Raw genomic sequence first — 23,940 nt, forward strand, 5'->3', positions numbered from 1 at the left:
GACCGCGACACCACATGGGCACAGGAGCACAGTCAACTCATATGGGTGGTCGACTATCGCTTTTCGGACAACCATCGCCACTCGCCGAGGCATTGCCTCACTCATACACTCCCCCTCTATGCTTCTACAGTCGTGTAGAAATAGAGTGGGGGTGACGGTGCTCCGGTCGGCTCGTGGAGTGACACGCGCCCAGGCTTGCGCTGGGGCCAGGCAGTCCCAACCGAAGGGGCCGGTGTGCCCCATCACGCGCACATCGGCCCAACACTCGAACATGACAACGCACAGATGAGGAGTGAACTCCGCGATGGTGTTCAAACGACTGCTCGGTTCGCTCGGCGTGGGCGGTCCCACGGTTGACACGGTGCTCGACCCCGGCACCCCGCTGCCCGGAGGCAGCTTCACGGGGCAGGTCCATCTCCAGGGCGGGAACACGGGCGCTGCCATCGAGCGGATCGGATGGGAGTTGGTCGCCCGGGTCGAGGCCGAGACGGACGAGGAGGCGCACGAAGGATCGGTGGTCTTCGACCGGTTCACCGTGAGCGGAGGCTTCCACCTCGCCGCGGGACAGCAGCTCACCCTCCCCTTCCAGGCGACACTGCCCTGGGAGACCCCGATCACCACGCTCCACGGCCAGAACCTGGGCATCACACTCGGAGTGCGCACCGAGGTGGTGGTGGCAGGAGCGAGGGACAAGGGCGATCTGGATCCCTTGACGGTGGGCCCCCTACCCGCGCAGCAGGCGGTCCTGGAGGCGCTCGGACTGCTCGGGTTCGGATTCGCCTCGACCGATCTGGAGTACGGACGCATCGGCGGCACGGGGCAACGACTGCCCTTCTACCAGGAGATCGAGTTGACTCCGGCCCCCCAGTACGCGTACGCCATGCAGGAACTCGAAGTGACCTTCCTGGCCCATCCGGGCGGTATGGAGGTCGTCTTGGAGGCCGACAAACCGGAGGGCCTGTTCTCCTCGGGGCACCAAGCCCTCATCCGGTTCGAAGTCAGCCACCGGGAGAACTCCGGGCGGGACTTGACGGCGGAGGTCGACGGCTGGATCCGTCAACTGACCGCATCACTCGGCACCCGGACAGTACCGGCTCAGTCTCATTCCGGATCGCCGGACGGCCATGCGTACGAGGTGGGCCACCGGGGAGCCGAGGGCCCTTCCAAGGGGTCGGGTACGGCCATCGCTGCCGGAGCCGCGGGCCTGGCGGTCGGGGTCGCCGGGGGCATGGTGGCCGCCGAAGTCGTCGACGAGGTGGGTGACTTCTTCGAGGGGGCCTCCGAGGAAGGATCCGAGGAAGACTGAGCGCGGGCCCCTAAACCCTCGGCGGTCCCGCCGCCACGTCCCTTGCGTGCGCGCCCATCGCCGCGGCGGCAAGCGCGTCCATCGGTTTGCGTGGCGGGCCGCGCGAACCGGGAGGGGCTCCTACCTCCGCGCCTCGGTCGACATCGGTTCAGCGGGCGCGTCGCGCAGCCCGAGCCGTAGGTGTTCCACGTGGTAGAGGGCCTGGTCGAGGAGTTCAGCGACATGGTGGTCGTAGAGGGCATAGACGATCGAACGGCCACGGCGTTCGCCGGTGACCAGGCCGAGGTTGCGCAAGAGGCGGAGTTGGTGGGAGCAGGCCGAGTGTTCCATCCCGACCGCGTCCGCCAGGTCACCGACCGAGCAGGGTCCTTCCTGGAGCCGGGCCAGGATGTAGAGCCGGGAGGGGGTAGCCAGCGCCTGGAGCGTTGCGGCCACATCTGACACCCCTGCCGCGTCGAGGCGCTCGCGGGCGGTGACACTGCTCTTGTCGGCGGCTCCATGACCCATGGGGCCCATCTTACCGACAACACATGAAGACATATTCATCTGTACATGTATTCTGAGTTGTGTCGCCGCCCTCCTGCCCGTGAAGGGTTCTTCCGCCATGCCCTCTGCCGTGGTCCACCGCTCCGAAAACCCCCTACCGGCCGTCACGATGAGACCGCCGCTGCGCCGTACGCGGATGTTCGCCCTCGCGGAGGCCCGTTGGGCCGGAGCCGCTCTCGCCCTCTTCCTCATCGCGCTGCCGTTGCAACTGACCGGAGCCCCGGCCTGGGCCTGGGGGCCGCTCTACGGGCTCGCCTACATCGTCGGCGGCTGGGAACCCGCCTGGGCCGGGGTGTGCGCACTCAAACAGAAGACGCTCGATGTCGACCTGCTGATGATCGTGGCCGCCCTGGGGGCGGCGGCGATCGGGCAGGTCATGGACGGCGCTCTGCTCATCGTCATCTTCGCGACCTCCGGCGCCCTGGAGGCACTGGCCACCGCACGCACCAAGGATTCGGTGCTCGGCCTGCTCGACCTCGCCCCGGAGAGCGCGACCCGACTCCTGGACGACGGCGGCGAGGAGAGGGTGGCGACCGGGGACCTGCTGGTCGGGGACTGTGTGTTGGTCCGGCCGGGCGAGCGGGTCGGCGCAGACGGTCGGGTGCTGGACGGTGCCAGCGAGGTGGACCAGGCGACCATCACCGGGGAACCACTCCCCGTGGCCAAGCAAGCGGGTGACGAGGTGTTCGCCGGCACACTGAACGGCACGGGCTCCTTGCGGGTACGGGTCGAACGGAGTGCCGGCGAGTTCGTCATCGCCCGGATCGTGGCCATGGTCGCGGAGGCTTCCCGGACGAAGGCACCGACCCAGTTGTTCATCGAGAAGGTGGAGCAGCGGTACTCGGTGGGCATCGTGGTGGCGACACTGGCGGTGTTCGGGATTCCGCTCGCGTTCGGCGAGGAGTCGGCCGACGCGCTGTTGCGGGCCATGACCTTCATGATCGTCGCCTCACCCTGTGCGGTGGTGCTGGCGACGACGCCTCCGCTGCTGTCCGCCATCGCCAACGCCGGGAGGCACGGCGTACTGGTGAAGTCCGCCGTCGTGATGGAGCGCCTCGGCCAGGTGGACACGGTCGCACTCGACAAGACCGGCACCCTGACCGAAGGCACTCCGCACGTCGCCCTGGTCGCCGCTTTGGAGGACAGCGGCCTCGATGAGGACGGCCTGTTGGCTCTGGCCGCCGCGGCGGAGCACCCCAGCGAGCACCCACTGGCGCGGGCCGTCATCGATGCCGCGCACGAACGCCGGCTCAGCATCCCTTCCGTGGGGCAGTTTGAGTCGACCCCCGGTGTGGGGGTGCACGCCACCGTCGGTGGTTTGCAGATCTCGGTCGGAGCCCCTGCCCGATTGCTGTCCGGAGCGCCGACAACAGCTCATCCCGTCGCGCTTGCCGTCGCCCGGGAAGTCGAGGACGGGGGCCGGACCGCGGTGGTCGTACTGCGGGACGGTGTCCCGATCGGAGTGTTGGGCATCTCCGACCGGCTGCGTCCGGACGCGGCTGCCGCGGTCGCCTCCCTCACGGCACTGACCGGAGCCGCCCCGATCCTGCTGACCGGCGACAATCCACGAGCCGCCGCGCGACTGGCCGAGGAGGCGGGCATCACCGACGTTCGCGCGGGTCTGCTGCCCGAGGAGAAGGTCGCCGTCGTTCGTGAACGGGAAGCCGCGGGCGGGCGGGTGTTGATCGTGGGGGACGGTGTCAACGACGCCCCCGCGCTGGCCGCCGCCCACACCGGCATCGCCATGGGCCGCGCCGGATCGGACCTCGCGCTGGAGACCGCCGATGCGGTCATCGTCCGCGATGAACTCGCCACGATTCCTGCGGTGATCGCGCTGTCCCGTGCCGCCCACACCTTGGTCGTGCAGAATCTGGTGATCGCCGGTGTGTTCATCTCCGGCCTGGTCCTCTGGGATCTCGTCGGCCATCTGCCGCTGCCGCTGGGAGTGCTCGGCCACGAAGGGTCGACGGTGATCGTCGGTCTCAATGGCCTGCGGCTGCTTCGGGATTCGGCCTGGCGCCGAGCTGTTTCGTCCACGTAGACCGGACAGGGTGCCGTAGGAGCGTCCCGTACTCGGGCCCTGTCCTGGAACTCGGCCGGCTCCGACCGAGGTCGACCGGTGCACGAGCACGGCCCGCACTCCTCCCGAGACCTTTCGTCCCGAGCAGCCCTGCCTTCAGTGTGCGTCGGCGGGCGGACTCCGGGACCGCCTGTGGGGCTGGGCCGACGATCACCCGTGCGCAGGGACGCACCCATGGCTCCCGCACCGCCTACGATGTGGGCATGAGCGCAGGCATGCACCTGGCAGGTGCGCATCATTCGCAGCAACCGGACGAACGGCTGGACGTCGCCGCATCCGTCCTGGCGCTGCTCGCGGACCGCACCCGGCTGGCTCTGTTGGAACGACTCGGTCGAGGCGAGGCCGACGTGACCACGCTCACCCATGCATGCGGCGCGGCGCGGCCGTCCGTGAGCCAGCACCTGGCGAAACTGCGCCTGGCGGGCCTGGTCACCGCCCGCAAGGACGGGCGTCATGTGGTGTACGCCCTCCGCCATGGGCATCTGCGTCGACTGGTGGACGAGGCCCTGAACGTCGCCGAGCACCAGATTGGCGCCCTACCACCCCACGACTGACAGCGGGGCGGTCCGGTATGCCCAAAACCAATAGGTGCATACGTGCGCACCTATTGGCTACGATGCCGTCGTCGCACCATGCCGCCTCAGGGGACGGAACGGGATCGATGCTGTCCGTGCTGCGCAACCGCACCTATCGACATCTGTTCACCGCCCAGGTCGTCGCCCTGGCCGGAACGGGGCTCGCCACCGTCGCTCTGGCCCTTCTGGCATACGACATCGCAGGTGACAGCGTTTCAGCAGTCCTCGGCACCGCGTTGGCGATCAAGATGGTCGCCTATGTCGCCATTGCCCCCGTGGCAGCCGCATTCGTCGACCGGATACCGCGGCGTGCCCTGCTGGTCTCGATGGATCTCGTCCGCGGCGGCGTCTCTTTGGTCCTGCCATTCGTCACCGACGTATGGCAGATCTATCTGTTGATCTTTCTCCTACAGTCGGCTTCGGCAGTCTTCACCCCGACCTTTCAGGCCACGATCCCCGAGGTCCTGCCCGACGAGCGCGACTACACCCGAGCCCTGTCGATGTCCCGGCTCGCGTACGACCTGGAGAGCCTGTTCAGTCCTGCGCTGGCCGCAGCCCTGCTGGCCTTCGTCTCGTACAACTGGTTGTTCGCCGGAACCGGTGTCGCCCTGATGGCCTCCGCCGCCCTGGTCGTCTCCGCCGTCCTCCCCAAGCCGAGGCCCGTCGAGCGGACGGGCAACAGCTATACGAAGGCGGCGTTCGGCACCCGGCTGTTCCTGGCGACCCCCCGCCTACGGGCGCTGCTGGCCCTCGACCTCGTGGTCGCCGCCGCCGGAGCCATCGTTTTCATCAACACGGTCGTGCTGGTCCGCGACCACTTCCAACGCCCGGCCACCGCGGTCTCCCTCGCGCTGGGCGCCTACGGTGCCGGCTCCATCCTGGCCGCGCTGGTGCTTCCCCCGCTGCTGCGGCACTTCACCGACCGTACGGTGATGATCGCCGCGGCCTTCACCCTCCCCACCACCTTGACGGCCGTGATCCCGATCGTCGCCACACCGCCGAGCGTTTGGTCCTGGCCCGCACTGCTCGCCGCCTGGGCGGCGATCGGCGCCGGCTGCTCGGCCGTCCTCACTCCCGCAGGGCGAGTGATCCGCCGCTCGACAGGCGACGCGGACCTGCCTTCGGCCTTCGCCGCGCAGTTCTCCCTCTCCCACGGCTGCTGGCTGCTGACCTACCCCCTCGCCGGATGGCTCGCCACGCAGAGCGGGCTTCCGATCACGGCCATGGTCCTCGGTGTCATCACATTGATCGCCGCAGTCACAGCAGCCGCGCTCTGGCCCGTCCGTGATCCCGCACAGCTCGAACACATCCATCCAGACCTGCCCCGAGACCATCCTCATCTCGCCAACGCCCACCCCTGTCCCGGCGGATGGCGGCATGACCACCGCTATGTCATCGACCAGCACCATCATCACTGGCCGCGAAGGAGCCCGATCGGCACGGTCGGATCCGGGCACCGCTGACACGTGGAAGGATCCGGGCACAGCTGACACGTGGAAGGCGGTGCCAGCGCCGGTCGGCAGGTCCTTTGGCCCTATATCGGGGTTGCTGCCTTCAGGATGAAGAAGAGGGTGAAGGCCGAGTTCGCCGAGGACAGTGCGGAGGCCGTGGTTCCCGCCGCAGCCGCCCAGGCCGCCAGGCCCGCCAGGGTGAAGACGGGCGGCCACAGACGTGCGACGGGGGCCGGTTGCAGCAGCGCGGCCACCCTGCGCGGCACCGGTCCAGCGGTGGCGAACCCCGCGATGGTGGCGAAGGGCGCTCCCTGGGACACCAGTGCGGCCTTGCCGACTGCCCGCGCAACGGTCCGGCGACTCCCGACGGCTTCGGCGGCGCTCTCGTCCGCCCACCGTTCGACGGTGTAGGCGACGGCCGTGCGCAACGGCCTCAGGAACGGGTTGGCACCGGCCGCGAGCCATACGGTCAGCAGGAACCGATGATGACGAGCGGCCAGATGGGCTCCCTCGTGTGCCAAGAGCGCGCGGCGCTCGGGTGCGGTGAGTTCCGCCAGCATCCCCGTCGTCACCACGATCCGATCCCGTCTCCCGGGCAGGGCATACGCATAGGGCGTCTCGTCGGGGAGGACCACGACCGGCCCCGGAGGAAGCTCCACCAGGGCCCGCTGGGCATGGTGGCGTACGCGGTGATGGCGCCAGGCCGTTCTCGTGCAGGCGAAGATCAGGGCGAGGAGTGCGGGGATGGCGGCCTTGCCCGCGAGTTCGTCGTACGGCACCGCCGCGCGGACCTCGGGGTCCGACCATCCGTCCGGCAACGGGTTACCCGGCAGTTGGGCCGTCCCGACCACGACCAGCAGGGCGAGACACATGGTGCTGCACAGCGCGAGGACGCCCGCCACACCGGTCAGCAGCCATGTCGCGACGCGCGGATGGAGATGTTGTTCGGCCACGCGGGCGATCGGCCACGCGGTGAGCGGCAGTACCAGTGGCAGGAAGACGAAAACCCCCATGGGTTCAGTCTTCCTCTTCCTCAACGCTCTGAGCCAGCAGGTCGCGCAGGAGTCGCTCGTCCCCCGGCGACAACGCGGTGACGAAGCTCGCCAGGACCGCTTCGCGGTCACCTTCTCCGTCCAACACACGGCGCATGCGCAACGCCGCGAGTCCCGCCTCGTCCGTTGCCGGAGTCCACTGGAACGAGCGGCCGGCTCGGGCACGGTTGACCAGGCCCTTGGCATGCAACCGCGTCAGAATCGTGATCACCGTCGTATAGGCGAGGTCTCCGCCCAGGCTGTCTTGGACCCAGGCTCCGTTCACCGGCCCCTCGGCCCGGCGCAGAGCGGTGAGGACTTGGGCTTCCAGCTCGCCCTGGCCCCTTCGGCGGGGCTGCTGACCGGCACCGCCGTTGTTCTGGCCCGTCATGTCCGTCAACCTCCCGCCTTCGAAACCCGCCGTGCGTTGGGATGGGGCCATCGTACTGAGGCACCACCGGCGCACCGCGTGTCAGCGCTGCCCTCCCAGGCCATCGGACGAGGAAGTGGACGCCGACGGCCCTCTTGCCGACCGTGCGCGGTCCCGGCTGATCAGCCAGCCACATCGGGTACGGCGGGGAGCATGACGCAGTACGCAGACGGCCGGCCGACCGCCGGGGCCATTCCCTCTCCTGGACTGCGGCGGAGCAGTGGGTCGGCGGCTCACCGGCCTCGGGCGAGGAGGCCGGTGGCGTGCCGCACCGATATCCCTATCGGTCCCGGAACCGTCAGTCGAAGGGGGTGCGGCGGCCTTCTCTCACGTAGTTGCCGGTGCCGGAGATGTGTTCGTTGCTGTGTACCGCCTTGCCCTTGGCGAGGTGGCCGAACATCTGGATGCCGAATCCGCCGTCGAGGTCGTCCAGGATGCGCTTCTTCCACGGCCGCCGGACGATCTGGGTGGTCAGACGGCGAATGGTGCGCGGCTGAGTCATGATGTGGTCGGCGATGGTGTAGGCACGGTCGACGAGTTGGTCGGCCGGGAGGATCTCATTGACCAGGCCGTGGTCCAGGGCGCTCTGAGCGTCGAAGGATTCACCGGTGAGAAGTGCATAGGCGGCGCGCTTGACGCCGAGGAGTTCCTGGAAGGCGTTGTGGATGCCGTCACCGGGCACCGAGCTGATGCCGTAGTGCAGGTCGTAGATGTGGGCGTCCTCGGCCATCAGCGTCAGATCGCACATCAGGAGCACCTCGGAGTGGTACCCGTCACCGTTGAACAGGCCAATGGTGGGTATCTCAAGGTCGTTGACCATGGCGCTGACGTTGGTGCGGCCGTCCTTGTAGGCGTACTCGTACGCCCAGTACTCCAGGTCCTCCTCCTCCAGCTCGAAGCCCGTGGGATCGGAACCCATCATCCAGTCACGGCCGGTACCGGTCAGGATGAGCATCTCGTTCTGAGGGTCGGCTCCCACGGTCTTGAGGAACTGACCGAGGGCCCGATGGTTCTGTACGTTGAGCTGGACCGAGTCCCCTCGGGTGTGGGCACGTGCCAGGAGCACGCCGTCCTCGCGACGATCGAGGGTGAAGAAGTCCTTGAAGAAATCCTTGTACTCGTCGAACTTTGGTGTGGGCAGGAACTCCTGCAACGACATGCTGCTACCTCCGTTGCACATGCGGGTGCTGGTTCGTCAGTGGATCGGTTCGGTACGGGGTTCAGAAAAATGTGCCCGTGACGGAGCGGACCGGCACGAGGGCGGCGTCGCCGGCCAGGCGACTACCGGTTCCAGGGCGCTAAACCGGATCGGACGGTGATCGCCCAACGCCCACGGCCGTCATGGGTGCCGTGTGGCACCACTGCCGCGGAGCAGGGTGCCATGCCGCCTCGGGCGTTCGGGCCCCAGCAGGGCTCGACAAGGAACGGAGTGTCGAGTTGCGGTGCCGGTACGGTCCGGGCAGCAGTGATCAGTACGGACTCTGACCTGTGAATCATGAAGTGATCCCCCTCCGCTGCGTCAGCGGCACGTTCAGTGAACGCTAGTGGTTGGATCCATTCAGCGCAATACCCACAGGGAATTCAGGAAGAATTGCCATATTAGGGCTCCGATCGGATACAACTCACTGATCTGATGCCCCACCAAGGCCAGCCCCCATGCACACAGGAGCGGGCCGTCCCACGAGGTGGGACAGAGAGGTGGGACAGAAGGGTGGGGACCCATGGGGTCGGAGGGTGGACGCCGGCTCCCATCACACCGCCGTGGACACAGTGACCACCGCACCGGACACGTCCTGCTTGGCCCCGAATCCATAACGCCAACGGGGGCTGGCCTCGGAGCGGGACGACGTCGCAGATCTCCGCAGTGCCGGAGTCCTCGCCACCGCCCCGGGCGGCAGCCATTCGAGGGGACCCCGCGCTTGCCCTGTCCGGCCTCCCGGAGAACTCTGAGGACATAGGGGGAAGGTTCGCGACGATCGCGCCCTGGCCGCAGCCTCCGTCGCCGCTCGGGCAGCCGAGGGCAGCGACTACCGGAGGATCGCCATCGGCGACGGTTCGACGGCCGGGACACCGGCGCTCAGCCTCGGGCGCGCCGCCGCACGCGTACGCCACCCTTGATGCCTCCCTGGGTGTGGGGACAACGAACCCAACCGGCCCAGGCAGCGATCGGGAGCGCTAGACCTCGTCGGGGTGCAGTGCGTCGAGGATGAGGGAGAGGCCGAAATCGAACTCCTCGGCGTAGTCGTACCCGGGCCCCAGGGACTGCGCGGTGATGAGCTCTGCAAGGTGCGGGTGGGTGTCGGTGGGCAACGCACGCAGGATGCCCCCGGCCACGTCATCGAGTTCGCTGTCGCTGGTGAAGGGCAGGCTCAGCTCCTGGAGGACGAACCCGTAGACGTAGCTGTCGATCACCGTGACGGCGCGCGCAGCCATCGTGATGGAGAAGCCTCCCGCCCGTAGGGCCCCGAGGACGGCGTCGTGGTGACGCAAGGTCGCCGGACCCGGCCGGCTGCGGGAGTCCATCAGGCCGACGGCCCACGCGTGGGCTCGAAGAACGGCGCGAGCCGAGCTGGCGCCGTGACGCATGACCGCCTTCCAGTCCCTCGTCGAGGACGGCAGGTCGATCTGGCCGAACACCGCGTCGACCATTCCGTCGAGGATGTCGTCCCGGCCGCGCACATGGTTGTAGAGGGACATGGCCTCGACGCCCAGCGTGGCGGCGAGCGCCCGCATGGTGACCCCGGCTTGACCCTTCTCGTCGGCCAGGGCGATCGCGGCGGTGACCACTCGTTCCCGGCTGAGCCCCGCCCTCTTCGGTTTGGTGCGCCGACCGGTGCCGTGCTCGCTCATGAGCCTCCTCCGCTACCGCCTTGCTTGACGTACGGCGTAAGCTTACCTTTACTTACAGCGTAAGTTTCTTTGGTCGAGCAGGGCAGGAGCTGAGGAATGAGCAGGGAGCGGATACGGAAGGTCTGCGTCGTCGGCGCTTCGGGGAAGCTGGGGCAGTACCTGGTTCGGCATGCACTGGACCGCGGCTACGAGGTCGTCGGGGTCTGCCGCGAACGCAGCGTCGACAAACTGGCCGCACTCGCGGACAGGATCACGATCGTCGCCGGCCCCACGAACGACCGCGAAGTGATCCGACGAGCCGTCGCCGGGTGCGAAGGGGTACTGACCGTGCTCGTCCCCTGGGGCATGCAGCAGTACTCGTCGGGCACCGCACAGGCCGTACTCGATCACGCGGACCCCGACGCCCGCCTGGTCTTCTCCTGCGGCTGGCACGTCCCCCGGAACGAGCAGGACCGGTACTCCCGGAGATTCACGGCGTCCGCCCGGATCGCCACCTGGCTGGGGCGCGCACTGCGGGTCATCGACATCGATGACCAGGTGGAGGCATCGCGCCGGATCTTCGCCAGTGACCGACGGTGGACCCTGGCCCGCGGAAGCGACCTGGAAGAGGGCGAGAGTCAGGGGCTTCCCGTGTGGAGCCGACACGTCGGTGCCCCGCTCCTGGAGAGCAACATGACACGGCGAGTGGACTTCGCACTCTTCTTGGTCGAAGCGCTCACCGACGAAACACTCGTCCACGAGGCCCCGGCGATCGTCGGGCGTCTCACCCCCAGCGCGCTCGCCCACGCCAGCGACGGTTGATCCCCCGCAACACCACACACCGACGAAAGGCAGGGCGACAGATGACCGTACCGACCACCACCACACGTCTCGCAACGGCCTCCGAACTCGAAGAAGTGGCAGCGTTGTGTACTGCCGCATTCGCCGACGAGGCGGTGATGGCCTGGGTCCTTCCTGATCCCAGCACCCGCATCCAGCAGTTGCACGGCATGTTCGGCAGCTCTCTCGGTGGCGCCGCTGACGCGGGGGCGTTGATGCTCGCAGTCGCCGACGGCGAACGTATCGGCGCCTCGATCTGGCTGCCCCGAACGGGCGGGCCGCAACCGACGGAACTGCCCGTCGGCACCGACCCAACATCCCTGCGTCTACGGGCCGTTCAGAAAGCGACGGACACCCGGTGCCCCGAGGATGCCCACCTCTACCTCCAGTCCATGGCCGTTCGGCCGGAACACCGAGGTCGGGGGGCAGGAAGCGCGATGCTCACATCCGGACTTGCCCGGGCGAAGGACATGGGGCTACCGGTCTATCTGGAGGCATCCACGCCCGACAACCGCACGTTGTACGCACGGCATGGATTCCGCGACCACGGTGAACCGATCCACCTCTCGGACGACGGCCCCTCACTCCAACCGATGTGGCTCGACAGCTGATGCGCAACACCCGGCGGGGCGCGTCAATGGAACGCGGTCGCCAGTAGTCCCGGCAGGTCGCGGATGTCGTCGAAGACGACGGTTCCCGATCCCTCCAGTCGCGAGGCCGGTGTGAGGCCACCGCAGTAACCGAAGGACCGCATGCCGGCGTCCCGGGCCGCCTGCACTCCGTACCCGCTGTCCTCGATCACCGCGCACCTCTCGGGATCGACGCCCAGGGAACGGGCAGCGTGCAGGAAGAGGTCGGGTGCGGGCTTACCTTGGCTGACGTCTGCCGCGCTGAAGATGCGTCCACGGAAGTGGTCGATCAGATCGACGATCTCCAGGCTTCGTCGGATCCCGGCGTGATCACCGTTCGATGCAACACAGAAGGGGGTCATGAGTCGGTCCAGTACGTCCGCGATTCCTTCGACGGCGGTCAGTTCGGCCTCGAAGGCGGCCTGGTACCAAGGCTCGTACTGCTGCTGCCAGTCCTTCTGCAGGCGCCGTCCGAGTCGCTCTTCGACGGCCGCGGTATAGACCTCGGTGGACGATCCCACGAACCGCTCGATGATCTCGGCCTCGGTGAATGTGCACCCCAGATCATTCATGACCATCGCGTCCACGGCGACGCATATCTTCTCGCTGTCCACCAGCACGCCGTCACAGTCAAAGATCACCAGTTCAACAGGGGTCTGCTTCATGGTTCGCAGCCTAGAGGTGTGACCGACCGGGACCCACACCATAGTGGACCACCTCGGTCGTGCCGGGATTCTGTGGTGGGTTGTCGACGTCGGCGCATTGACTGCTCCCCGGCTGCGAAGTCGCCCGGTACGCATGGGCGATGCTTCCTTCTCCAACCCAACCCCTGAAAGTGACTTTTGTCGGGTCGGGCCGAAGGATCGGAGCTCTCCGGTCCTCTTGTTGCGATCGTTCTGTCGCGGCCGGAAACCCAAGTCCCTGTACGCGCCGGCGACGCCAACGTGGGTCACACGAAAATCTCTGGTCGCAGAGGTATCGGCGTCGGCGATTCGGCCACCACATGCCCCAACGGCACCCCGGAGCTGGGGCGGGTCGATGGCCGATACAGACTCCGGATTTCGCTCTTTCATGCGGTTCCCGCTCCGTCTCAAACACATGTGTTCGATCGGAGGGGTCGAATCGTTGTCCCGGATATCACCCAACCGCCGTGCCGAACGGACCAGTCGTCGGCATCGAGATCGGCCGAGGCCGACCGGGCGGATGGCTGGTCGTCCCGCGCGCTGGGCACGGGACGGGAAAGGGGAACGCCGATGGATTGTGCGACTTGTACGGGGGCTCACCCGCTGGCCCGGGGGCGGGTCGTCCGCCCGTGCCGCACCTCGGAAGCAGTGGCCGTGCCGAGGTGGCACGGATGAGTGCGACGGAGGATCAGGCCGGTGCGGCCGGGGCGCGCATCCCGCCAGCACGGGCGGCGCGAGTGCTGGAGCTGCCTCCGGCATTTGTGCCTGCCGGGCCCGCTGAAGGCGATGACATCACCGACACCCTGGAGGTGGCGTACTGGGCGGTCCACGACGGGGCGTCCGCGAAGGCGAGCGTGCGGGAGATCCTCGCCAGCCTGCCCAGGATCGTGCGGCAGGTCGGGGCGCTGGCCTGGCAGGCGGACAGGCTCAACACGATCGCGGTCGCGGTCCTCCAACTCGCGTCGGCGGCGATGGGCGCGTTCGGACTGGTCGCCTCGGTGGCGGTCCTTCACGAGCTGTTCGGGTCCGGGCCCACTCCGGACAAGATCCGTGCCGCCCTCCCTCAACTCCTGCTCGTGGTCGGGCTGCTGTCGCTGCGCGCAGTGCTCGAAGCATCGGTGGAATCGGCACAGGCGAGACTGACACCGAAGATCAGGACTGCTTTGGAGTCCGAGTTCTACCATCTTGCGGCGCACGTACGACTGGAGGCGGTCGACGACGCCGACTGGCACGACGACATCCATCGCGCCAGCGACCGCGGGCTGTTCTACGCCCGTCAGATCGTGGGGCAGATCGTCGCCCTCGCCGCTGCGGCCCTGGACATCATCGGCACGATCGGGGTGCTCGGCCTCCTGCATCCACTGCTGATCCTCATGCTGCCGCTGTCTGTCCTCCCGGTCGGTACCGCCGCCGTCCGCGCCGCCCGTGACCGCTTCCACTCCTACATGCGGTGGAACGCACTCCAGCGTCGGGTGCGCGTGTTCTCCTGGCTGCTGCTCGACCAGGACTCAGCTGCCGAGATCCGCTCCAGTACCGCCCAGAACGCGCTGCTGTCCGAACATCGGCGGCTGACAGCGCGCATCGCGCAGGAGGACACCCGGCTGGGAGTGCGCGCGGCCCGGATCACCCTCGCCGGGCGGGCCGTGGGAGGGGTCGGAACCGGCATCACGTACGCGGCGCTGTGCGCCATGCTGATCGGCGGCTGGATCCCACTCGCCGTCGGCGCCGGGGCGGTCCTCGCGATCCAGTCCAGCCACCGCTCCCTGACCACCTTCGTCAACATGGCGCACATGGTGTACGAACACGCCTTGTGGGTCGGCGACCTGCTGTCGGTTCAGACACGGTGCAGAGAGCTACTGCCCCGTAGTGGTGGGCGGGCCGCGCCGGAGGAGGTCGAGGAGATCCGCCTTATCGATGTCTCCTACACCTATCCAGGCAAGGACTCCCCCGCCCTCGACGGAATCAGCCTGACCCTCCGGGCCGGGGAGACCGTCGCGTTCGTCGGCGTCAACGGTTCCGGAAAGTCGACCTGCTCCAAGCTGATCGCGGGCCTCTACGACGCGGCGTCCGGCACCGTGTCCTGGAACGGGAACGACGCCCAGCAGTTGGACGGGGTCTCGCTTCAGCAGCGGGTGGCCATGGTGCTCCAGGCCCCCGTTCGCTACCCCTTCACCGCCCTGGCGAACATCGCCGCCTCCCGTGGGTCGATCACCGAAGCCGAGCCGCAGGCCGCCCACGACGCGGCGGTCGCCGCCGGCGCGGACCAGGTCATCGGGGCCCTGCCAGGCACCTGGGAAGCCCTGTTGTCGAAGCGCTTCCAAGGCGGGCAGGAGCTCTCCGCGGGTCAGTGGGCGAAGATCGCTGTAGCTCGCGGCCTCTACAAGAACGCACCCGTGCTGCTGCTCGACGAACCGACCGCCAGCATGGACCCGAAAGCCGAACACGCCGTTTACCAGGCCGTCCTTCGAGGCGCACGGCGCTCCGGGCAGATCACCGTCCTCATTTCGCACCGGCTGGCTTCGGTCACCGAATGCGACCGGATCTATGTCTTCGACGGCGGAAGGATCGTCGCCAGCGGATCCCACCTGGAGCTGATGGATCAACGGGGCGACTACGCGGAGATGTTCATGCTCCAGGCCGCCGGCTATCAGAACGCCTTCGCCGCCGGGACTGACGCCCCATGACTCCAGCCCCCGGACCGTCCGACCCCTGGTCGCCACCAGGTCGCGCTTCGATTCACCTGGTCACCGGCGGTCGGCCCGTCACCATCTGGCAACCACGGAGCCGATTGCCAGGGCGGGCGGGCCGACCTGGGGTCAGGCCGAGGCGCGTTCCCCTCCCCCACGGGCACACCATCCAGCGCAGCAGCAGAGGAGCAGCACCATGGGATACGTCGTCCAGGGGGAATGGGACCAGCACTACACCGACGGGAAGGGGTTCAGGCCGCTGGGAGACGTAGAGCGCGCCGTGCTCGCCGAGCACGCCCCCGCACCGAAGGGCGGTGGCCGGGCGCTCGACGTGGGCTGTGGCGTCGGTGACCTGGCCGTCCACCTCGGGGGCCAGGGCTACGCGGTGGATGCCGTGGACTTCGCCGCAAGCGCGATCGCCCGGGCCGAGTCAGAGCACGTGGATGTGAAGGGGGTGCGCTGGCTACGGCTGGACATCGAGCGGGACGACCCGGAGGAGTTGCACAGCACGGGCTATGACCTCATCACCCTGCGGCTCGTCCTGCCGTTCCTACGGGACCGCGCCCGGGTCATGCACGGACTCGGCGGACGGCTCAGACCGGGCGGGGCACTCGTGATCATCACACCCACCGCCGAACACACCCCCGAGGACCGACGGGACATCGCCCTCGATGAAGAAGAAATCAGACTCCTCAGAGCGGATTGGAAGGAGACCGAGCGATTGACGGTGGATGAGCTCGCCGTCCTGGTCCTGCGCGGACCGTGCCCCAACGGCACCAGCGCGGTGCGGTAGCGAAGGCCCCAAGGGCCGCTGCCCTGGCGGCCCTTGGGGAGGGGATGCAGACGCGCTCGACCGGAGCACCTCGCCACCGAGAGGTGCCGCCCGGAGCCCTCACCACCGCATCCCCGGCGCATTCCCGGCACGGGTCCTGCGATCAGCCCTGCGAGCGGTCCTGCGATCGGGCAGATCAATTCTCACAGCGCTGTTATATTAGCGCTGTGATAAATCCCGATCCCACAGTGCTACCCGATCCCTGGTACTCGCTGCACAAGCTGCTGTCCGACATGGACGCCGAAATCGAACAGGTCTACGTCGAGCGCGGCATCAAGGGGGTGCGGCCACGGTTCGCCTATCCGTTGATCCGACTCGCCCACACCGGACCGCTGACCATCCGCGAGCTTGCGGAATCCCTCGACCGCTCACACTCGGCGATCAGCCAGACCATCGCTGCCATGCGCAAGGAGGGGCTGGTCACCTCCGAGCCGGGGCCCGACGCCCGCACCCGACGGATCGAACTGACCGAACGCGGCCGTTCGCTGGTCCCGTTCCTGGAGGCCGAGTGGCGCGCCACCCACGCGACTGTGGCCGAGCTGGACGGGGAGGTCCCGTACGCGATGACCACCGTCGTCGAGGAGTTGCGGCGGGCCCTGGAACAGCGGCCGATGCGGCAGCGGGTCCTCGACCATCTCGTCGAGCCACCTCAGTGAAGGGGCGGATCCGGTTCCTTGACCTTCGTCCGCTGCGGAGCAGTCGGCCCTTCCGTGACCTGTGGATCGGCTCCTCGGCCTCCCAACTCGGCTGGCAGATAGCCACCGTGGCGGTACTGGCCCAGGTCTGGGACCTGACCGGCAGTCCGGTTGCCACCGGTGCCATCGGACTGGCAACCGGGCTGCCGATGGTGGTCTTCGGCCTGCTCGGAGGCACGTTGGCCGACACCGTCGATCGTCGTGCGGTGGTGTGGATCACCACCGTGGGCCAACTGCTGGCCGCCGCGGGGCTGTGCGCCCAGGCACTGGCGGACAACCGGAACGTGCTGCTGCTGCTCGCGCTGGTCGCCTTCGGGGCCGCCTCGGGCGCGCTCGGTGCCCCTGCGCGGCGTACGTTCCCCGTACGACTGCCGCGCTCGGTGCCCCTGCGCGGCGTACGTTCCCCGTACGACTGCTACCGACCGATCAGGTGGCCGCGGGGCTCGCGCTCAACAATGTGTCCTTCCAGGCGGCAATGCTGACCGGGCCCGCACTCGCCGGGCTGATCATCGCCCGCTGGGACTTCGCTGCCGCCTATGCCGTGCAGGCCGTGGCCATCGGCGTATCGATGCTGACCGTGCTGCGACTCCCGGTCATCAAGCCCGAAGGCGCGCTCACCGCAGACGGGAGACGCCGCGCGGAGCGCGGCGGCTGGCTGATCGTCCTGCGCCGTCCCGCGCTGTGGGGGGTGATGGCCACCGACCTGTCCGCAACCCTGCTGGCCATGCCGATCGCGCTCTTCCCCCTCGTCAACGAGATCCGGTTCGACGGCGATCCACAGACGCTCGGCCTGTTCCTCTCGGCCGTTGCGGTCGGGGGGATCTCAGCCGGTCTGCTGTCCGCGACGGTGACGCGTTGGCCCCGTGCCGGTGTGGTCCAACTGACCGCGGCCGGCGTCTGGGGCCTGGCCCTGGCGGGCTTCGGACTGCCCGGGCCGCTCTGGCTGGCGCTCGGCTGTCTGGCCGTCGCCGGCGCTGCGGACACCGTATCGGTGATCACTCGTAGCACTCTGATCCAGTTGGAGACTCCGGACGCCTACCGCGGGCGGGTCTCCTCCGTGGAACACGTCATCGGCGTCGCAGGCCCCGAACTGGGCAACTTCCGTGGCGGTCTGCTGGCGTCCGCCACCTCCGCCACCTTCTCGCTGGTCGCAGGCGGCCTCTCCGCCACCTTGGCGATCGCTGCCGTCGCGGCGACCAACAGGACCCTCCGCGCCTACCGCACACCACCCGCCGTCGCACAGCCCCCCGCCCCCGCGGTCACCGACGCGGTGAAAGCCGTTGGCCCGCCGTAGTGGCCGTACGTCAGCCCTTCTCCAGCACGACCTGCACGACGTGGACGACCTAGTGCCACGGGTGGCGGAGTCCTCCTGGGGAGCGCTGTCGGCTCAATCGCCTACCTCGACGTACGAGGCCAGGTTGGCCAGTGAGGAGGCGAGGCCGGACTCATGGACCGTCTGGTCGATGCCGGGCGGTACGTCCGTGGCGGTGACGGCCAGCTCGGTCCCGTTGGCGGTGGCGGCAAGATCCCAGGTCATCGTCATCGTGCCCGCGAATGACGGGTCGTCGGCCTCGAACACCGCCCGTTGCACCACGCGCTTGAGTGGCACCAGGTCGGCGAACTCGATGTCGACGATGTCGGTGGCGTCCGAGGTCTTGCCGGGGTTGTCGGACGGGTCGAGATAGGTGAGGACCATCTGAAATCCCCCGCCGGGCCGGGGGTCCCATCGTTCGACCCGCCCGCTCATCCCGTCCGGCGGTAGCCATGCCTCAAGGGACGCCCGATCGAGGAGGGCGTCGTACACAGCTGCCGGTGGTGCGGCGATCACTCGGCTGGCGCGGTGGGGCGTACTCATGCCCCGACTCTAGGACAACGGGTCGCACGACACCCGTCTCCGAGCTGGACACGGCTGGAGAAGACGGGCGAAGAACAGGGCGCAGGCCGACAGGGCCACCGCCTCCCAGTGATTCCGAAGCGGTGGCTTCCGATCCCGCCATAGCGAACGCCGCCGACACCGACGCCGACCGTCCGTCCACCTCCTGGCCAGGCCACCGAACCCACCCTGTTCAACCCACCGTCCACGTTCTGGCCGGCTCAGGCTCCGTACGGACCGAAGTCCGGGCCCCTAAGAACCAACGCAGGCCCAGGGCAGACCGATGCGAGCCCCGTACGGACCGACCCGGGACCCGGACCGTGGCGCCGGCCGGATCGAAACCTCTCGATCCGGTTCCGGCTCCTCGAATGAGCATCCGTACGGATACCGCATGCAGCCCGCCCGTGGCCCACTGATGGCCATGGACGAAACCATGCCGCAGCCACGCCCCCGTACCCGCGACCGACGGTGGCGGCGCACAGCAAGGATCGGGCTGGCGACTCTGGCCCCTGTGTACGTCATCGCGATCCTCGTGATGCTCCCGCAGTGCAGTCTCGCGGACGACTGCGGCAACCCTCCGCGTGCACGGGAGCATCTCGCCTGGGCGGCGTTCGCGATCAGCGCGACGGCCGGACTCCTCGCCTCCTTCGCACCACAGCGGTTCCACTGGAGCCAGCGCGTCCGCCCGCCCCTCACCCTGCTGCATCTCGCGGGGATGGTGGTTGCTGCGGGGACGGTGCTGGCGACCGCGCCATGAGCGCCCGTCATCCACAACGGTGTGCCACCGCTGCTGCGGCTGGGCATCGTACGAGGGCGGACGGCAGAGCCGACGGGCAAGCCCGATCAGCTCCGGGCGGTTGCCGAGGGCTCGGCCTGCATCAGGAGTGCGCAGGCACATCGACAGCCGAGAGGACGGCGGTTGGTGTTGCGGTGGGCCTGAGGACCCCCGTCGTGCGGGTGGTGCGTTGCAGTGCGGGCCGCGGATCTCCGCCGTGGGTGAGGTTCGGCCGTCCAGGGCCCCACCCGCTCGGAGTCATCCGTCCGTCAGCCCGGCCCATTCACCGACCTTCTGGGTCAGTTCGCCGGGCGCGCGACCAGGGCGGGGTGATGGTCAGTCCGCCTCCAGTTGGAAGTTGAAGACGGTGGAGTCGAAACGGCTGTAGCTCTCGTAGTCCACGAGGTCGTACAGGTCACGCCGGTGTTGCATCTCATCGAGTTCATTCGTCAGTGAACCCTGTTCCAGCAGTGTCGTCAGGCCCCGGTCCGCCGCTCCCATGGCCATGCGCAGCAGTGAGACGGGCCAGATCACGATGTTGACCCCGACGTCCCGCAACTGGTCGGTGGTGAACAGCTCGCTCTTGCCGAACTCGGTCATGTTCGCGAGGATCGGTACGTCGATCGCGGCGCGCACCTGGGCGAACTCGTCCAAGCTGCGCAACGCCTCCGGGAAGATCGCGTCCGCCCCGGCGTCCACCAGCTGTCGCGCCCGATCGATCGTCGCGTCCAACCCATCGACCGCGCGTACGTCCGTACGGGCCACGATGAGGAAGTTGGCGTCGCGCCGGGCGTCGACTGCCGCCCGAATCCGTCGCCCTGCCGTCCCGGCGTCGACGACCTGCTTGCCGTCCAGATGGCCGCAGCGCTTCGGGTTCATCTGGTCTTCGATGTGCACGCCCGCGAGGCCGGCGTCCTCAAGCTCCTGGATGGTGCGCGCGACGTTCATCGGCTCACCGAATCCGGTGTCGGCATCGGCGAGCGTGGGGAGGTCGGTGACGCGCGTGATCTGGCGCGTGCGCCCCGCGACCTCGGTCAGTGTCGTCAGCCCGATGTCCGGAAGGCCGAGGTCGGCGCTGAGCACTGCCCCCGACACATAGACGCCGTCGAAGCCGCGGCGCTCGATGAGCCGCGCCGAGAGCGGGTTGAAGGCTCCCGGCAGACGCAGCAGCTCACCGGAGGCGAGCCGCTCGCGGAAGGATCTGCGCTTTTCCGCATCGGTTCGAGTCGTGTAGAGCATCGCTGGCTCCTCAGAAGATTCCGGGTCGGCCCGCGGAGGGCAGCTGCCCCGCCTGGGCTACGAAGGTCAGTTCGCGCACCTCGTCCACCCCGAGCTCCGGAAGCCGCAGCGCCAGGTCGAGGAACCGCTTCACCTCGACCTCTCCCAGTACGGGTGTCGCGAGGGTGCGGAACTTCTCGATGTAGTTCTCCCGGGCGAAGGGGCGGGCTCCGGCGGGGTGTGCGTCCGCAACGGCGATCTCGTCCTCCACCGTGCGGCCGTCGACGAGCGTCACAACGATGCGACCGCCGTAGGACTGGCTGTCGCCGCCCGCGTGGTACCGCTCCGTCCACACCGGGTCCTCGACGGTGGTGATCTTCTGCCACAACGCAACAGTGTCGGCACGTGTGGCCCGCTCGGTGGCGTACGAGTCGACGTGGTGCCAGCGTCCGTCCTGGAGTGCGACGGCGAGGATGTAGGGCAGTGAGTGGTCGAGCGTCTCACGGGAGGCGTTCGGGTCGTACTTCTGCGGGTCGTTGGCGCCCGAGCCGATGACGTAGTGCGTGTGGTGCGAGGTGTGGACGACGATGCTCTCGACCTTCGCGGGATCCGCCACGTCGGGGTACTCACGAAGCAGTTTCCGCGCCAGGTCGATCCACGCCTGCGCCTGGTACTCCGCCGAGTGCTCCTTGGTGTAGCTGAGCAGAATGGCTTCCTTGGGCTCGCCCGCACCCGGGAGCGGCACCTCGTAGCGGCCGTCCGGACCGTCGAGGAGCCAGGCGATGACCCCGTCCTCACCCTCGTAGATCGGGGCCGGGCTCGTCTCTCCGCGCATCGCCCGGTCCACGGCCTCGACCGCGAGCTTGCCGGCGAACCCGGGCGCATACGCCTTCCAGGACGAGATCTCACCCTTGCGGGACTGTCGCGTGGTCGTCGTGGTGTGCAGCGCCTGACCGATGGCCTGGTAGATCACCTCGGTGGACAGGTCGAGCAGCGTTCCGATGCCGGCGGCGGCCGACGGGCCGAGGTGCGCGATGTGGTCGATCTTGTGCTTGTGCAGACTGATGGCGCGCACGAGGTCGATCTGGAGCTCGTAGCCCGTTGCGATACCGCGGACGAGCGCGCGTCCGTCCTTGCCGACGTGCTGAGCGACGGCGAGGACCGATGGGATGTTGTCACCGGGGTGCGAGTAGTCCGCGGCGAGGAAGGTGTCGTGGTAGTCGAGCTCGCGAACGGCGACCCCGTTGGCGTACGCCGCCCACTCGGGGCCCGTGCGGACGTCCGACCCGAGTCCGAAGAGGGTGGACCCAACGCCACCACGGCTCGGGGTGTGTGACAACGCCTGCTCACGCGCCGAGGAAGGGGCCGAGCGGCCGATGGAGGCGGCTGCGACCGCCGCGTTGTCGATGACCCGGTTGACGATCATCTCCACGGCCGAGTCCGTGACCTCGACGGGGTCCGTGGCTATCTGCGCCATCTTCCAGGCCAGCTGCTCCTCCCGGGGGAGGTTCTCCTCGCTGCGGTGGGATCGGACGAGATGGTTCCTCATCGTGGTGTCTCCGTTGTTGTGGTGGGGCTGTTGTGTTCCTCGATCGCGTCCCGGTCGTCGGGACGCCAGGACTGGCGGAAGTGCTCAAAACTGTTGTGAAGGTGAACGTGCGTGGCGTGCAGCGCGAGCGCCGCGTCGCCCCGGGAGATGGCCCGCGCGATGAGCGCGTGCTCCGAGGCGGACGCTTCGAGCCTGGCCTGGGAGTGGCCTGCCATGCGGCGTACACGGGCGATGTGGGTCCGAAGGTTCTCGACCGCATCGACGAGGAAGGAGTTCTCCGTCGCCTTGTAGATGGCCTCGTCGAAGCGGCTGATGAGCGCGTAGTAGTCGCTCACCTGCTCGTCGGAGACCGTTGAACCACGGAGGTGACCGTGCCACTGCGTGAACTGGAACTCGAAGGCCGCGAAGAGCGCGGATTTGCCGCGCACGGCGGCGAGTTGTGCTGCTTGGGCCTCAAGGCAGGCACGCAGTTCGAAGAGGCTTCGCACGTCGTGTTCGGCGACCTGCGTGACGACGAGACCTCGTTTTCCCGACGGCTCGACGAGGCTTTCCGCGGCCAGTCTGCGAAGCGCTTCGCGAACCGGTGTGCGGGAGACCCCAAGGCGCGCGGACTGTTCCACCTCTAAGAGGGGGGCGCCCGGTGGCAAGTCGCCGTCGAGGATCTCCGACCGCAGCTGAGTATATGCACGTCCTGCGGCAGTGGAGGAAGTGGTCAACATAGGGCGGAGTGTATACACGAGTTGATTCTGGGTCACGAGGCGAGCACAAAGTACCGGCAAACTCTTGTGAGTACCCCGCAGTCTGTATACATTCCGTTTCTCCAGACGCTCCCGTCGCAGAGACAAGGATGTCTCCCATGAAGCTCACCCGCATCGCCGCTACCACAGCGGTCGCTGTCCTTGCCCTCACCGCATGCGGCAGCAACGACAGCTCCTCAGGCACGAAGGCCAAGGCCGACAAGAAGCCTGAGGCGCTCAACCGACTTGAGATAATCGCGCCCGCAGCACCAGGCAGCGGTTGGGACCAGGCCGCCCGCGCAGTCCAGGACTCGCTGAGAACCGAGAAGCTGGCGAAGTCTCCAGAGGTCAAGAACGTCCCGGGTGCCTCGGGCACCGTCGCCCTCGCGCAGGTCGCGCCGCAGAAGGGCAAGGAGGACCTCTGGATCGCCTCGGGCCTGGCCATGATGAGCGGTGTCATCAGCAACGGCACCAACGTGACCCTCGACGACCTCACGCCTCTCGCCCGCATCATGGGCGAGTACGAGGTCATCGTCACGCCGAAGGACTCGCCCTACAAGTCCATCGATGACCTCTTCGCAGCGATCAAGAAGAACCCGAAGGCGGTCTCCATCGCCGGAGGCTCCGCCGGCAGCGCCGACCACATCTTCATCGGCCTGCTCGCCAAGCACTACGGAGTCAAGCCCGCCGACGTCAACTACGTCCCCTACAGCGGTGGCGGCGAGGCGACCACGGCCATCCTCGGTGGCAAGGTCCAGGCAGGTGTCTCGGGCCTCAGCGAGTTCTCCGCGCAGATCAAGGAGGGCAAGATGAACGGCCTCCTCATCTCGTCGCTGGAGCAGATCGAAGGGGTCAAGTTCGCCCAGACCGCGGCCGACGTGGACAAGACCCTTGAGTTCCAGAACTGGCGCTCGGTGATGGCGCCGGGCGGTGTGAGCGACGCGCTCAAGACCCAGTACGGCGAGGCACTCAAGAACCTGCACGCCTCGCAGAGCTGGAAGGACACGCTCAAGAAGAACGCCTGGAACGACAACTTCATCGCCGGTGACGAGTTCGCGACGTGGCTGAAGGAGGAGAACACCCGGGTGCAGGGCGTTCTCGACGACCTCGGCCTGTCCAAGAAGTGAACTGAACCTCGTTGTGGGTGCCCGCCGTGCGCGGGCACCCACCACCT

Annotated in this window: 23 protein-coding genes; 13 read left to right on the forward strand and 10 right to left on the reverse strand. The window is 68.0% G+C overall.

Annotation, left to right across the window (positions count from 1 at the left end; genetic code table 11):
• Nucleotides 1-304 precede the first annotated feature (304 nt).
• Nucleotides 305-1,306, forward strand: coding sequence for a sporulation protein (locus ACFXJL_RS25520; RefSeq protein WP_384635100.1), 1,002 nt, complete (start codon nt 305-307; stop codon nt 1,304-1,306).
• 120 nt (nt 1,307-1,426) lie between these two features.
• Here ACFXJL_RS25520 and ACFXJL_RS25525 read toward each other — a convergent pair whose 3' ends face one another.
• Entirely contained in the window at nt 1,427-1,813 is a 387-nt protein-coding gene (locus tag ACFXJL_RS25525) for a metalloregulator ArsR/SmtB family transcription factor (RefSeq protein WP_358881919.1), read from the reverse strand.
• Between the two features lie 97 nt (nt 1,814-1,910).
• On the opposite strand from ACFXJL_RS25525, the gene ACFXJL_RS25530 reads away from it, so the two are divergent.
• The 3 genes from ACFXJL_RS25530 (at nt 1,911) to ACFXJL_RS25540 (ending at nt 5,970) form a co-directional block, all read left to right on the forward strand.
• Nucleotides 1,911-3,893, forward strand: a complete 1,983-nt coding sequence (locus tag ACFXJL_RS25530; RefSeq protein WP_384696011.1) for a heavy metal translocating P-type ATPase — start codon at nt 1,911-1,913, stop codon at nt 3,891-3,893.
• A 242-nt stretch (nt 3,894-4,135) separates the two neighbouring features.
• Nucleotides 4,136-4,486 (forward strand): metalloregulator ArsR/SmtB family transcription factor, encoded by a 351-nt coding sequence (locus ACFXJL_RS25535; RefSeq protein WP_329026317.1) that lies wholly within the window; start codon nt 4,136-4,138, stop codon nt 4,484-4,486.
• A 107-nt stretch (nt 4,487-4,593) separates the two neighbouring features.
• Nucleotides 4,594-5,970, forward strand: coding sequence for an MFS transporter (locus ACFXJL_RS25540; RefSeq protein WP_384696014.1), 1,377 nt, complete (start codon nt 4,594-4,596; stop codon nt 5,968-5,970).
• Nucleotides 5,971-6,041: 71 nt separating this feature from the next.
• On the opposite strand, the gene ACFXJL_RS25545 is transcribed toward ACFXJL_RS25540, so the two are convergent.
• The 4 genes from ACFXJL_RS25545 to ACFXJL_RS25560 all read right to left on the reverse strand — a co-directional run bounded on the left by ACFXJL_RS25545 (nt 6,042) and on the right by ACFXJL_RS25560 (nt 10,269).
• Complete coding sequence (locus ACFXJL_RS25545) at nt 6,042-6,971, reverse strand: M56 family metallopeptidase (RefSeq protein WP_384696017.1); 930 nt, start codon at nt 6,969-6,971, stop codon at nt 6,042-6,044.
• A gap of 4 nt (nt 6,972-6,975) precedes the next feature.
• A complete protein-coding gene (locus ACFXJL_RS25550; protein WP_384635090.1) occupies nt 6,976-7,380 on the reverse strand; it encodes a BlaI/MecI/CopY family transcriptional regulator in 405 nt (134 codons plus the stop codon).
• A gap of 337 nt (nt 7,381-7,717) precedes the next feature.
• Nucleotides 7,718-8,578 (reverse strand): enoyl-CoA hydratase/isomerase family protein, encoded by an 861-nt coding sequence (locus ACFXJL_RS25555; protein WP_329026309.1) that lies wholly within the window; start codon nt 8,576-8,578, stop codon nt 7,718-7,720.
• A gap of 1,016 nt (nt 8,579-9,594) precedes the next feature.
• A complete protein-coding gene (locus tag ACFXJL_RS25560; RefSeq protein ID WP_384635084.1) occupies nt 9,595-10,269 on the reverse strand; it encodes a TetR/AcrR family transcriptional regulator in 675 nt (224 codons plus the stop codon).
• 96 nt (nt 10,270-10,365) lie between these two features.
• Here ACFXJL_RS25560 and ACFXJL_RS25565 point away from each other — a divergent pair, with 96 nt between their 5' ends.
• Nucleotides 10,366-11,070, forward strand: coding sequence for an NAD(P)-dependent oxidoreductase (locus tag ACFXJL_RS25565; RefSeq protein WP_384696022.1), 705 nt, complete (start codon nt 10,366-10,368; stop codon nt 11,068-11,070).
• 41 nt (nt 11,071-11,111) lie between these two features.
• Nucleotides 11,112-11,699, forward strand: a complete 588-nt coding sequence (locus ACFXJL_RS25570) for a GNAT family N-acetyltransferase (protein WP_384696026.1) — start codon at nt 11,112-11,114, stop codon at nt 11,697-11,699.
• Nucleotides 11,700-11,722: 23 nt separating this feature from the next.
• Here ACFXJL_RS25570 and ACFXJL_RS25575 read toward each other — a convergent pair whose 3' ends face one another.
• Nucleotides 11,723-12,382 (reverse strand): HAD family hydrolase, encoded by a 660-nt coding sequence (locus tag ACFXJL_RS25575; protein ID WP_384696029.1) that lies wholly within the window; start codon nt 12,380-12,382, stop codon nt 11,723-11,725.
• 689 nt (nt 12,383-13,071) lie between these two features.
• On the opposite strand from ACFXJL_RS25575, the gene ACFXJL_RS25580 reads away from it, so the two are divergent.
• The 5 genes from ACFXJL_RS25580 to ACFXJL_RS25600 all read left to right on the forward strand — a co-directional run bounded on the left by ACFXJL_RS25580 (nt 13,072) and on the right by ACFXJL_RS25600 (nt 17,908).
• Nucleotides 13,072-15,084: an ATP-binding cassette domain-containing protein gene (locus tag ACFXJL_RS25580; RefSeq protein ID WP_384696032.1), complete on the forward strand. Its 2,013-nt coding sequence runs from the start codon at nt 13,072-13,074 to the stop codon at nt 15,082-15,084.
• Between the two features lie 199 nt (nt 15,085-15,283).
• A complete protein-coding gene (locus ACFXJL_RS25585) occupies nt 15,284-15,880 on the forward strand; it encodes a class I SAM-dependent methyltransferase (RefSeq protein WP_384696035.1) in 597 nt (198 codons plus the stop codon).
• Between the two features lie 206 nt (nt 15,881-16,086).
• The gene (locus tag ACFXJL_RS25590; RefSeq protein ID WP_384696038.1) at nt 16,087-16,575 is read left to right on the forward strand and encodes a MarR family winged helix-turn-helix transcriptional regulator; all 489 of its coding nucleotides are present in this window, start codon (nt 16,087-16,089) and stop codon (nt 16,573-16,575) included.
• Complete coding sequence (locus ACFXJL_RS25595; protein ID WP_384696041.1) at nt 16,572-17,096, forward strand: MFS transporter; 525 nt, start codon at nt 16,572-16,574, stop codon at nt 17,094-17,096. The genes ACFXJL_RS25590 and ACFXJL_RS25595 overlap by 4 nt, the downstream gene beginning before the upstream one ends.
• On the forward strand, nt 17,045-17,908 hold the full coding sequence (locus ACFXJL_RS25600; RefSeq protein ID WP_384696044.1) for an MFS transporter: 864 nt from the start codon (nt 17,045-17,047) through the stop codon (nt 17,906-17,908). Before ACFXJL_RS25595 ends, ACFXJL_RS25600 begins: the two co-directional genes overlap by 52 nt.
• Before the next feature lie 93 nt (nt 17,909-18,001).
• Here the strand turns inward: ACFXJL_RS25600 and ACFXJL_RS25605 are convergent, their stop codons facing one another.
• The gene (locus ACFXJL_RS25605; RefSeq protein ID WP_384696047.1) at nt 18,002-18,469 is read right to left on the reverse strand and encodes an SRPBCC family protein; all 468 of its coding nucleotides are present in this window, start codon (nt 18,467-18,469) and stop codon (nt 18,002-18,004) included.
• Between the two features lie 409 nt (nt 18,470-18,878).
• Between ACFXJL_RS25605 and ACFXJL_RS25610 the strand changes: the two genes are divergently transcribed.
• On the forward strand, nt 18,879-19,244 hold the full coding sequence (locus ACFXJL_RS25610) for a hypothetical protein (RefSeq protein WP_384635056.1): 366 nt from the start codon (nt 18,879-18,881) through the stop codon (nt 19,242-19,244).
• A 354-nt stretch (nt 19,245-19,598) separates the two neighbouring features.
• Here ACFXJL_RS25610 and prpB read toward each other — a convergent pair whose 3' ends face one another.
• Genes prpB through ACFXJL_RS25625 form a run of 3 tightly spaced genes read right to left on the reverse strand, consistent with a single transcriptional unit; the run spans nt 19,599 to nt 22,748 of the window.
• Nucleotides 19,599-20,501 (reverse strand): methylisocitrate lyase, encoded by a 903-nt coding sequence (prpB, locus tag ACFXJL_RS25615; protein WP_358880576.1) that lies wholly within the window; start codon nt 20,499-20,501, stop codon nt 19,599-19,601.
• Nucleotides 20,502-20,511: 10 nt separating this feature from the next.
• Entirely contained in the window at nt 20,512-22,029 is a 1,518-nt protein-coding gene (locus ACFXJL_RS25620) for an MmgE/PrpD family protein (RefSeq protein WP_384635050.1), read from the reverse strand.
• Nucleotides 22,026-22,748 carry a GntR family transcriptional regulator gene (locus ACFXJL_RS25625; RefSeq protein WP_384696051.1) on the reverse strand — a complete coding sequence of 241 codons (723 nt, stop codon included), beginning with the start codon at nt 22,746-22,748 and terminating at the stop codon, nt 22,026-22,028. Before ACFXJL_RS25625 ends, ACFXJL_RS25620 begins: the two co-directional genes overlap by 4 nt.
• A gap of 137 nt (nt 22,749-22,885) precedes the next feature.
• Between ACFXJL_RS25625 and ACFXJL_RS25630 the strand changes: the two genes are divergently transcribed.
• On the forward strand, nt 22,886-23,893 hold the full coding sequence (locus ACFXJL_RS25630; protein ID WP_384635047.1) for a Bug family tripartite tricarboxylate transporter substrate binding protein: 1,008 nt from the start codon (nt 22,886-22,888) through the stop codon (nt 23,891-23,893).
• The last annotated feature ends 47 nt before the right edge of the window (nt 23,894-23,940 follow it).

It is taken from the genome of Streptomyces sp. NPDC059256, from assembly GCF_042753785.1.
In the GTDB taxonomy this organism is placed as follows: domain Bacteria; phylum Actinomycetota; class Actinomycetes; order Streptomycetales; family Streptomycetaceae; genus Streptomyces.